9 protein-coding genes are annotated in these 10,355 nt (G+C 63.9%); all 9 read right to left on the reverse strand.

Going from position 1 to position 10,355, the window contains the following annotated elements:
• Positions 1-59: 59 nt before the first annotated feature.
• Positions 60-953 (reverse strand): glucose-1-phosphate thymidylyltransferase RfbA, encoded by an 894-nt coding sequence (gene rfbA / locus DOM57_RS06335; RefSeq protein WP_110648375.1) that lies wholly within the window; start codon positions 951-953, stop codon positions 60-62.
• Positions 954-1,043: 90 nt separating this feature from the next.
• A complete protein-coding gene (gene rfbD, locus DOM57_RS06340) occupies positions 1,044-1,931 on the reverse strand; it encodes a dTDP-4-dehydrorhamnose reductase (RefSeq protein ID WP_110648376.1) in 888 nt (295 codons plus the stop codon).
• Positions 1,928-3,007, reverse strand: a complete 1,080-nt coding sequence (rfbB, locus tag DOM57_RS06345; RefSeq protein ID WP_110648377.1) for a dTDP-glucose 4,6-dehydratase — start codon at positions 3,005-3,007, stop codon at positions 1,928-1,930. Before rfbB ends, rfbD begins: the two co-directional genes overlap by 4 nt.
• 119 nt (positions 3,008-3,126) lie before the next feature.
• Positions 3,127-4,227 (reverse strand): KpsE/RkpR family capsule polysaccharide export protein, encoded by a 1,101-nt coding sequence (locus DOM57_RS06350; protein WP_110648378.1) that lies wholly within the window; start codon positions 4,225-4,227, stop codon positions 3,127-3,129.
• Positions 4,224-5,141, reverse strand: a complete 918-nt coding sequence (locus DOM57_RS06355) for an ABC transporter ATP-binding protein (RefSeq protein ID WP_110648379.1) — start codon at positions 5,139-5,141, stop codon at positions 4,224-4,226. Before DOM57_RS06355 ends, DOM57_RS06350 begins: the two co-directional genes overlap by 4 nt.
• 11 nt (positions 5,142-5,152) lie before the next feature.
• Complete coding sequence (locus DOM57_RS06360) at positions 5,153-5,968, reverse strand: ABC transporter permease (RefSeq protein WP_204352885.1); 816 nt, start codon at positions 5,966-5,968, stop codon at positions 5,153-5,155.
• A gap of 47 nt (positions 5,969-6,015) precedes the next feature.
• The gene (locus DOM57_RS06365; RefSeq protein ID WP_110648380.1) at positions 6,016-7,746 is read right to left on the reverse strand and encodes a polysaccharide biosynthesis/export family protein; all 1,731 of its coding nucleotides are present in this window, start codon (positions 7,744-7,746) and stop codon (positions 6,016-6,018) included.
• A gap of 92 nt (positions 7,747-7,838) precedes the next feature.
• Complete coding sequence (locus tag DOM57_RS06370; RefSeq protein ID WP_110648381.1) at positions 7,839-8,246, reverse strand: DVU3141 family protein; 408 nt, start codon at positions 8,244-8,246, stop codon at positions 7,839-7,841.
• Between the two features lie 56 nt (positions 8,247-8,302).
• Entirely contained in the window at positions 8,303-10,198 is a 1,896-nt protein-coding gene (cysN, locus tag DOM57_RS06375) for a sulfate adenylyltransferase subunit CysN (RefSeq protein WP_110648382.1), read from the reverse strand.
• Between the last annotated feature and the right edge of the window lie 157 nt (positions 10,199-10,355).

Genomic DNA, 10,355 nt, shown 5'->3' on the forward strand with positions numbered 1-10,355 from the left:
TCGCTCCGCTGGATAGATGGCGATGGATGGCAGGGAAACGTGAAGCGCGAAGCCGCCGCTCAGGCGACGGATCCCCGCTGCGTGTCTTCCAGGCGCTTCAACAGGTACTGTCCGTAGCCGGTTTTCTTCAACGCGTCGGCTCTTGCCGCCAGCTGCTGGGTATCGATCCATCCCTGGTTCCAGGCAATCTCCTCCAGACAGGCCACCTTGAGTCCCTGACGATGCTCGATGGTCTGCACGTACTGGCCCGCTTCCAGAAGACTGTCGTGGGTACCGGTGTCCAGCCAGGCGAATCCGCGCCCCAGGCGTTCGACCTGAAGAGCGCCGCGTTCGAGGTAGGCGTTGTTGACGCTGGTGATCTCCAGCTCCCCGCGCAGGGAAGGCTTGACCCGGTGCGCGATGTCGATGACCTCGTTGTCGTAGAAGTAGAGACCGGTGACCGCATAGGGAGACTTCGGCTTGATCGGCTTCTCTTCGATCGACAGCGCCTTGCCGGATTCGTCGAACTCGATCACGCCGAAACGCTCGGGATCCTTGACCAGGTAGCCGAACACAGTGGCGCCCTTTTCCGCCTCGGAGGCCCGTTTGAGCTGCTCGGAGAAGTGCTGGCCATGGAAGAGGTTATCGCCCAGCACCAGACAGACCGGATCGCTGCCGATGAAGCTCTCGCCGATCAGGAATGCCTGCGCCAGACCATCGGGGGATGGCTGCACTTCGTAGTGGAAGCGCACCCCGAACTGCTCCCCGCTACCGAGCAGATACTGGTACTGGGGCAGGTCCGTGGGCGTGGAAATGATCAGGATGTCGCGGATACCGGCCAGCATCAGCACCGAGATCGGGTAGTAGACCATCGGCTTGTCGTAGACCGGCAATAACTGCTTGGAGATACCTTGCGTAATGGGATGCAGACGCGTGCCTGACCCTCCGGCAAGAATGATGCCCTTACGTGCCATGGTTGAGCTCCTGTCGGCTAGGCCGACGGTGTTGTTGAACGCCGGCTGCAGGCCGGCGATAGGGTTGCAAAACGACGCGGAACGACCCCCTCATGGGTTCCCCAGTCGTTCACCCAGCGTCAGTTGCAGTTGCGACTCCCAATCCGGGAGCGTGATATCCAGGCCGCGCTCCAGCTTGTCCAGCGCCAGTCGCGAGTTGAGCGGGCGCCGTGCGGGGGTGGGATAGTCACGACTGGCGATGGGCGTCAGCTGCTCGTCCCGGATCGCCAGGCATTCCCCCAGGGCGCGGGCGTGGCTGAAGATCGCCTTGGCAAAACCGTGCCAGCCGGTCTCGCCACGGGGAGCCAGGTGATACAGCCCCGGCGCCAGGCGCGCGTCGCGTCGCGCCTTCAGCGCCAGCAAGGTAACCTCGGCGATCAACCGCGCCGGCGTCGGCGCCCCGATCTGGTCGGCGACGATACGCAGCGCCTCGCGCTCGCGTCCCAAGCGCAGCATGGTGTTGAGGAAGTTGCGCCCGCGCGCGGCATAGACCCAGCTGGTACGCAGGATCAGCGCCTCGGGGTCGGTGGCCAGCACCGCCTCGTCTCCGGCCAGCTTGCTGGCGCCATAGACTGACAGCGGCGCGGTGGGGCTGGTCTCCTGCCATGGCGTCTCGCCGTCGCCGGGATAGACGTAGTCCGAGGAGTAATGGACCAGCAGCGCGCCATGCGTCGCGGCATGATCGGCCAGCTGGGCCGGCAACTCGGCGTTGAGCCGGAAGGCTTCGTCGCGCGAGGTCTCGGCGGCATCCACCGCGGTCCAGGCGGCGGCATTGGCGATGATGGCCGGACGCGTGCGGTCGAGGACACGGGCCACGGCGGCGGCGTCCGTCAGGTCGAGCCGCTCGCGCCCCGGCGCTATGATCTCGCCCAGGCAGGCCAGGGATCGCCGCAGCTCGAAGCCGACCTGGCCGTTGCCGCCCAGAATCAAGATACTCATGCGATCGCCCCCAGCCGCTCTCCCTGGTAGCTGCCATTCTGGACGCGACGCCACCAGACATCGTTGTCGAGAAACCACTGGACGGTCCTGCGCATGCCGCTCTCGAACGTTTCCTGCGGCGTCCAGCCAAGCTCACGCTGGATCTTGCTGGCGTCGATCGCATAGCGCTGATCATGGCCCGGACGGTCGGCGACGAAAGTGATGAGATCGCGATAACGCTGCACACCCTGCGGTTTGTGCGGCGCCAGCTCCTCGAGCAGGTCGCAGATGGTCTCGACCACTTCGATGTTCCGCTTCTCGTTGTGGCCGCCGATATTGTAGGTTTCGCCGATCTCCCCTTCGGTCGCCACCTTGATCAGCGCCCGCGCATGATCCTCGACGAACAGCCAGTCGCGAATCTGCCGACCGTCGCCGTAGACCGGTAGCGGCTTGCCGGCCAGGGCGTTGAGAATGGTCAGCGGGATCAGCTTTTCCGGGAAGTGGTAAGGGCCGTAATTGTTCGAGCAGTTGGTGACCAGCGTGGGCAGCCCGAAGGTCCGATACCAGGCACGAACGAGATGATCGGACCCCGCCTTGCTGGCCGAGTAGGGAGAACTCGGCGCGTAGGCCGTGGTCTCGGTGAACAGATCGTCCACGCCGTGGAGATCGCCGTAGACCTCGTCGGTGGAAATATGGTGGAAGCGAAAGTCCGCGGCCTTGTCCGGCTGGTCCACCAGCAAGTCGCGCCAGTATTGGCGCGCGGCTTCCAACAGTGTGTAGGTACCGACCACGTTGGTCTCGATGAACGCCGCGGGACCATCGATCGAGCGGTCGACATGACTCTCCGCCGCCAGGTGCATGACCACGTCCGGCCGATGCTCGCGAAACAGTCGCCTCATCGCGTTGGCGTCCCGGATGTCAGCGAGTCGGAACTCGTATCGCTCGCTGCTGTCCACCGGCGCCAACGATTCCGGGTTGCCGGCGTAGGTCAACTTGTCGACATTGACGACACGGTGCGGCGTTCGCTGGATGAGCTCGCGCACGACCGCCGAGCCGATGAATCCCGCCCCGCCTGTGACTAGAAACGTCTTGCTCATGGTCATTCTCCCGCCCTGGGCTTTATGGTTGTCGAATGATCGGGCCGTACGGCTCGAGTCGTCGGATCTGCCGACGGCGACGATCCGTGTCGCCGCGCCGCCGGCTGGCTGGAATTCGCTCAATCGCGGTGATCTTTGACGATCAGAATCAACATGTTGAGGATCAAGGTGACGAACAGCGCGATGACCGCGAATACCACCGAGTTGTAAAGGCGTTCGGGTTGCTCGGGATATTCGGGCAGGGTCGGTGTCTGCAATATCGACACCTGCTTGAGCTTGCGCGCCGCCTCGATGCGGGTGTTCTCGAGCGCCGCCAGCGCACCGGAGTAGCTGTCCTGGGCGAACTGCGCCCGCAGCATCAAGTTCTGGTACTCGGAGGAGATACTGTTGAGAGCATTACCGGACTGGCGCGCCAGACGCTCGCGCTCCTGCCCGATCTGGTCCTTGAGGGCGCGGATCTCGCTTTCGATCCTGACCATCTCCGGCGAACGCGCACTCTGGTAGCTGGCCAGGGCGCTCTTGCGCGCCTTGGCCACCGCCAGCTGTCCTTCCAGACTGGCGACCACCGAGTTGAGGCTCTCCACCGTGCCGGTCGGCGACACCAGGCCATTGGCGTTCTGGTAATCGAGCAGCGCGTCGCGGGTCCGCTGGAACTTGTCCTCCAGTAGCGCGACCTGCTGTTCGAGAAAGCGCACCTGCTCCTCGGCCAGCCGCTGGCCCATCGCGTTCATGTGGCGCTCGCCCTGCTCGAGCAGCAACTGGGCGATCTGGTGCGCCTTCTCCGGGGTGAACGCTTCGACATCCACCCGCAACACGCCGGCGTAGTCGTCCAGTTCCACCGAAACGCGCGATAGATAGTATTCGTGCAGCTCCTCCAGCGGCGCGTTCTCGTCGTTCAGCGCGCTGAAGAAATCGGCGCCGGAGTTGGCGTAGTGATTGCGGAAATCCGCCTCGTCGATCAACAACTTGAGCATGTCCACCGAACGCAGGTAATCGCGCAGCAGCAGCATGTCGGCGAGATTGGCCGAGGCGTTGCCGGTCAGCAGCGAGCTGAAACTCAGCGTGGGCGACGAGATCTGCGGACTCTCCAGCACCACGTTGGCGTGGGAGACATAGCGATCGCTGGCCCACAGCGCCCAGTAGCAGGACACCACCACGATCGCCACCAGACACAGGATCCAGTGCAGGTACTTACTGGTAAAAGAAGACTGCTTGTTCATGGCCGGCTCGTCTTTTCAGGGATCTTTTGGGTCTTGTTCGAGTGGAATGCCTGCACGTGGCGGCGCGCGTCATGCATGCGTTGACGCGCATCCTCCAGGCGCCAGCGCAGCGTGTCCTCGGGCTCGTCGCGCCGAGGGTCGTCGCTCGCCGACTCGAATTCGAGCTTGGCCTTTTCGAACTCCCGGTTGGCGTGCTGCAGGATCTGCTTGGCCTCCGACAGCGTCTTCGGCACCACCGGCTTGGTGACCTTCCTGCCATCGGTCGAGCGGTGATAAGCGGCGATTGCCGCGTCGATGTCGTCGAACCACCGGGCGTGCCCGCGGTCCAGCACAATCCCCGCCTCGCAAAACTCCCGCAGCACGCCCTCGCCATGGGAAACCATGATCAGGCTGGCCTTGCCGACGCGCGCCTTGAACGCATCGCGGGCCTTTTGCTTGAAGGCACGGTCGCCCACCGCCGTGGCCTCGTCGGAGAGATAGACGTCGAAATCGAACGCCAGCGACAGGCCGAAGACGAGGCGCGAACGCATGCCCGAGGAATAGGTCTTGACCGGCTCGTCGAAGGCCTCGCCGATCTCCGCGAACGCCTCCACCTCGTCGACGATGCGTTCGATGTCACCCTCGGCACCGTGGATGCGGGCCACGAACTTGACGTTCTGCCGCCCGGTCATCGAGCCCTGGAAGCCACCGGCCAGGCCGATCGGCCAGGAGACGCGGCAGGCACGCACGATCTCGCCGCGGTCGGGCGTATCCATGCCGCCGATCAGGCGCAGCAGGGTCGACTTGCCCGCGCCGTTGCGGCCCAGCAGGCCGACGCTGACGCCGGTGGGAATGGTGAGATTGATGTCCTCGAGTACCCAGTGGCTGCCGTGATGGTTGTGGTAACGCTTGTAGAGGTTGCGTATCTCGATCATCTGTCCGCCCCTCAATGTGCTTTCAGCTGCGCAGCGAAGCGGATGTGCAGCAACAGACCCAGCGAGATCAACGACAGCGCCCAGAACCACAGGTAGGTCATGTCGATGCCGCCGATGGTGTGATAGCCGGCGAAGAAACTCAGCCGCATGCTCTCCAGCCCATGCACGATGGGATTCCACAGCAGGTATTGTTGATACTGATGCGGGATGTACATCACCGGCAGGATGACTCCGGACAACAGCAGCAACGGCAGGTTGAGGATCCTCACCACACGGCCGAGCTCCGGCACCAGGTCCGAGATCACCGATACCGTCAATCCGGCGCCCCACCCCAGCGCCCACAGCGACAGCCAGTCGAGCATCACCCCCAGCGGGCGGTCCGGAATCAGATCGAGCTTGAGCAGGCTGCCGACGGCGATGAAAAGCAGGAACAGAAACGATCTGAGCATGCCCTCGAGGAAGCAGCGCACCAGCACCGGGTCGACCGGCTTGACCTGGCGGTAGGCGAACAACCCCTTGTTGGCCTCGATGGCCCCCAGCGGACGCATCATGTTGTCGCGGAACAGACCGAACCCCATCAATCCCACGATCAGCCAGGGAACGTGATCCGCGCCGGAGACTTCGGCGCCGGTCCTGAACAGGCCGCGTATCGAGACCATCACCGCGATGATCGCCAGCGGCTCGAAGATCATCCAGAACCAGCCCATGCGGTCGGCCATGGTGCGCGAGATCGTCTCGCGCATGAACATGGCGAACCAGACGCTGCGGGTAACGCGCCACGGCGCGCGCCCGCCGTTGTCGAGTGGTAGTACGAAATCGCGTGCCATGGCTCAGGCCCTCCTCGGGCGATGGGTCGAGACAGCGTCGAGCGCGCTCATAGGTCCAGCGCCACTTTGGTTGCCACGGCCACCTGATAAAGGATCTGGGTGATGCTGGCGGCGAGTTCGATATTGCTGGTCGGCGCGGCGGGTAGAACGATGATTTCGTCGCCGGCGCGCATCGTGGTCTGGCCGGCGTTGACCACCGCGCCATTGCGATGCACCACCAGTACCTGGTCTTCGTCGGCCCGAGGCGTGAATCCACCCGCCTGCTGGATGTAGTCCCGGGCGCTCATGCCCGGGGTGAAGACCATGGCCTGGGGAATGACGATCTCCCCGCTCAACAGAATGGAGTCGGAACTTTCGGGAATGGTGACGATGTCGCCATCCTGCAGGCGAATGTCGGCGATGCCTTGCCCCCGGGCGACGACCAGGCGTCCGGTCGGTTTGACCTGGGAAGCCTTCTGCACGAAGCGCTCGATCAGTTCCGCCTGACGAACCTGGATCTCCCCTTCCTTGGCGGTGCGCGAGGGATAGCCCAGATAAGTGGTCTCCAGCCGGCGCAGGCTATCCTTCAGCGAGGCCTCCTGTTGCTCCGCCACACTGATTCTGCGAATGGAGACATCCTGATAGCTGGTCATGCTGCGCGGCACGCTGATCGCGTTGAGGAACTCTCCCAGACGCGCATCCCGTGGCAGCGCATAGCGCGATGGCCCGTAGTAGCTTCCTTCCACCTGCACCACGATGGTCTCGTCGCGCTGGTCGGCGCTGAACATCACCTCGTCGCCGCGACGCACCTCGGCGCGACGGAACTCGGCCAGCGGCAGGTAGCGGGAGATCGGGCCGCTCGACCGATCGCCCCGCAGCAGTACGTGGGAAACTCCGGATTGCAGGCGCGCCAGATTGATCACGTCCTGCCCGGTGAGGCTGGCGCCGACCAGTTCGTAGCGATAATCCTTCTGCACGTCACCGACCACGCTGATCGCCGGCCCGCGCTCCTCGACCACGATGGTGTCGCCGTCCCGGAACTGCGGCCGCGCGATATTGCCGTCGATCAGGAAGTCGTAGAGGTCGACGACATCGACCACCTGGCTGCCACGCTTGATCAGCACCCGGCGATAGCTGCCCAGGGTCTGATCGATGCCACCAGCCTGGTCGAGGAAATAGAGCACCGAGTCGTTCGGCGTACCGGAATAGCGACCGGGATTGTTGACGTAGCCGGTCACGAACACGCCGACCGGTTGCACGCCCTGGAGATTGGTGTAAACACTGACGTTTTCGGGGTAGACCGCCTGAATCGCGCCGCGCACCCTGGCGTTGAGCTGCGAGTTGGAGATCCCCTGTACCTGCAGCGGACCGATACGCGGCAGGAAAATATTGCCCTGGGCGTCCACCACCAGCACCCGGTCCATCTCCACCCCGCCCCAGACCCGGATGGTGATCTGGTCGCCTGGCTTGATCAGGTATTCGGGATTGAGACCGTCGGCCATCATGCCGCGAAAACCGCCGGTGAAGAGGTTCTCGCCGAACGGCGGCAGGCTCTCGGGATCGACCCGGGCCTGGCGCGGATCGACCGGACCGTAGGTGCCGCTGTTCCAGTCGGCGCGAGGCGGCGTCTCGACATCCTCGCTGTCGCTCGTCTGCTGGGGAATGGCCTGGGCCTGCTGCTCGGGGGCCAGAATGGAGCCACTGCCCAGGCCAACGTCCTGGGCTTGAGCCAGGTTAGCGTTGAGGCACGCTACCGCCACCAGGCACATGGCCCGGAAAATCAATGCTGCCCGCTTCATGATGTGTCCCTGCCCTCACACTTTTCCGGCCATCGGACGTCTGGCGGGCCTCTCCAGGAGCACCCCTGCGTTCGCCGACGTCACGGCTTGTGTTATCGAATGATTTCCGTCACCAGACGCTGGGCGTACCAGCCGCTGCCCGTCACCAGGCAAGCCACTTCGCCACTGGGAAGCGAAGCCGGCGCGACATTGCGGGTGACGTCCAGGCGCACGCACTGCCTGCCACTGGCCGCGAAGTAGCGTTCCCGGGCATGCACCGAGACGTTGGCGCCCCATGGCGTGCTGGCGAGCGTGGCGACGCTGCCGGTAGTGGCGTTGTCGAGGAAGGCCGCCAGTTGCGGCCCTACCCGTGTGGCGTCGTTCATTGCCACGCTGGCGGTATCCCCAAGCTGCTGCCGGGCCGGCACGGCGCACCCCGCCAGCGCCACGGCGAGCGCCACGCAAGCGGTGGCGAGCCTGACGTGCCGGCAAGCGCTGTGTTCCCTGTTTCGATGGTTCATTTTTTATCCCTCGTCCTTCGAACTGCCGCCCGCGCCCCTTGCTCGGCTCGGGTCTCTCAAATGATCCGGTAGCGACGCAGTGCCGCGATCAGGCGGCCCACCGTCTCTTCCAGGTCATAAGCTGAGGTATCGATCTCGACTTCCGGATTCTCCGGCGCCTCGTAGGGCGAACTGATGCCGGTGAACTGCTGGATCTCGCCGGCCCGCGCCTTCTGATACAGGCCCTTGGGATCGCGCTTCTCGCATACCGCCAACGGGGTGTTGACGAACACCTCGATGAACTCGTCTGACTCGACCATCTCGCGGATCAGCTGGCGGTCCCGGCGGAAGGGAGAGATGAACGACACCAGCGTGACCATGCCGGCATCGACCATCAGCTTGGCGACTTCGCCGACGCGGCGGATGTTTTCCTGGCGGTCGCGATCGCTGAAGCCGAGATCGCTGCAAAGCCCGTGGCGCACGTTGTCGCCATCGAGCAGGTAGGTGTTGTAGCCCATGCCGAACAGCTGGCGCTCGAGGGCATTGGCAACCGTGGACTTGCCGGCGCCGGAAAGTCCGGTGAACCAGACGACACAGGGCTTCTGGCGGTTGCGCTCGGCGCGGCGGCGCTTGGTCACCGCCATGTCGTGCCAGACGATGTTGCTGGCGCTCAGCGTGTCCACCACCATGCCGGCACCGACGGTAAGATTGCTCAGCTTGTCGATCAGCACGAAATTGCCGGTGAACGGCGAGTGGCGGTAACCATCCAGCACCAGCGGCTGGGTCACTTCGATCTGGCAGCGGGCGATGCCGTTGAGCGGCAGCTGGTCGGTGGCGCTGCGCTCCATGGTGTTGACGTCGGTCTGGTAGATGATCCGGACCACCCGCCCCGGAACGACCTTGGTACCGGCCTTGAACTCGTATTCGTGGCCCACTGCCAGGGGCGTCTCGTTCATCCACACCACGTCGGCGGTGAAGGCGGTGCAGGGTTCGAGGTCGCTGTGAATGGAGACCAGCATGTCGCCCCGCGAGATATCGACCTCGTCGGTCAGCGTCAGGGTGATGGCCTGGCCCGGGTAGGCGGCCTCCATGTCACCGTCGTTGGTGACGATGCGGGAGACCCGCGAACGCTTGTTGGAAGGCACCACCCGCACCTCGTCGCCGGTCTTGACGATGCCCGACGCCAGCGTGCCGCAGTAACCGCGGAAGTTGAGATTGGGCCGGTTGACGTACTGCACCGGAAAACGCAGATCGACGAGGGGCAGCTCGGCACTGACATCGATGTGCTCGAGAATCTCGAGCAGTGGCATTCCCCTGTACCACCACATGTTCTCGCTGCGGTTGACGACGTTGTCGCCTTCCAGCGCCGACATCGGCACGAAGCGGATGTCCTTGGCATCGAGCTTTTCGGCGAACTGGCGGTAGTCGGCGACGATCTCGTCGAAGCGCGCCCGGGAATAGTCGACCAGGTCCATCTTGTTGACCGCGATCACCAGGTGCCGAATGCCGAGCAGATCGGCGATGAAGCTGTGACGACGGGTCTGCACCTGCACGCCATGGCGGGCGTCGATCAGGATCACCGCCAGGCTGGCGGTGGAGGCGCCGGTGGCCATGTTGCGGGTGTACTGCTCGTGCCCCGGCGTGTCGGCGATGATGAACTTGCGCTTGTCGGTGGAGAAGAAGCGGTAGGCGACATCGATGGTAATGCCCTGCTCCCGCTCCGACTGCAGGCCATCGACCAGCAGCGCCAGATCGACCTTGTCGCCGGTGGTGCCACTGGTCTTCGAATCCCGCGTGATCGCCGCCAGCTGATCCTCGTAGATCATCTTGGAGTCGTGCAGCAGCCGCCCGATCAGAGTCGACTTGCCGTCGTCGACGCTGCCGCAGGTGATGAAGCGCAGCAGGTCTTTCTGCTCGTGCTCTTTCAGATAGGCTTCGATGTTTTCCGAGATCATCGGTGAGGCGTGTGACATGACTAACTCCAGAAATAAGAAAACAGAGGGAAGAAGTCAGGGATAAGAAGGAAGAGCTAAGAGGGAAGAGAAGAAGTTTTTCCTCCTTCTTCAGGCGCGTAGCGCCGTTCTTCCCTCTTCTAGCCGCGAAGCGGCGCTTACCACTTCCCTCTTCCGT

Source organism: Salinicola peritrichatus (genome assembly GCF_003206715.1).
Classification (GTDB): domain Bacteria; phylum Pseudomonadota; class Gammaproteobacteria; order Pseudomonadales; family Halomonadaceae; genus Salinicola; species Salinicola peritrichatus.

What these genes read in the sequence shown, in the direction of transcription:
- rfbA (WP_110648375.1), bottom strand. Translation starts at nt 953, where the DNA reads ATGGCACGTAAGGGCATCATTCTTGCCGGAGGGTCAGGCACGCGTCTG.
- rfbD (WP_110648376.1), bottom strand. Translation starts at nt 1,931, where the DNA reads ATGAGTATCTTGATTCTGGGCGGCAACGGCCAGGTCGGCTTCGAGCTG.
- rfbB (WP_110648377.1), bottom strand. Translation starts at nt 3,007, where the DNA reads ATGAGCAAGACGTTTCTAGTCACAGGCGGGGCGGGATTCATCGGCTCG.
- DOM57_RS06350 (WP_110648378.1), bottom strand. Translation starts at nt 4,227, where the DNA reads ATGAACAAGCAGTCTTCTTTTACCAGTAAGTACCTGCACTGGATCCTG.
- DOM57_RS06355 (WP_110648379.1), bottom strand. Translation starts at nt 5,141, where the DNA reads ATGATCGAGATACGCAACCTCTACAAGCGTTACCACAACCATCACGGC.
- DOM57_RS06360 (WP_204352885.1), bottom strand. Translation starts at nt 5,968, where the DNA reads ATGGCACGCGATTTCGTACTACCACTCGACAACGGCGGGCGCGCGCCG.
- DOM57_RS06365 (WP_110648380.1), bottom strand. Translation starts at nt 7,746, where the DNA reads ATGAAGCGGGCAGCATTGATTTTCCGGGCCATGTGCCTGGTGGCGGTA.
- DOM57_RS06370 (WP_110648381.1), bottom strand. Translation starts at nt 8,246, where the DNA reads ATGAACCATCGAAACAGGGAACACAGCGCTTGCCGGCACGTCAGGCTC.
- cysN (WP_110648382.1), bottom strand. Translation starts at nt 10,198, where the DNA reads ATGTCACACGCCTCACCGATGATCTCGGAAAACATCGAAGCCTATCTG.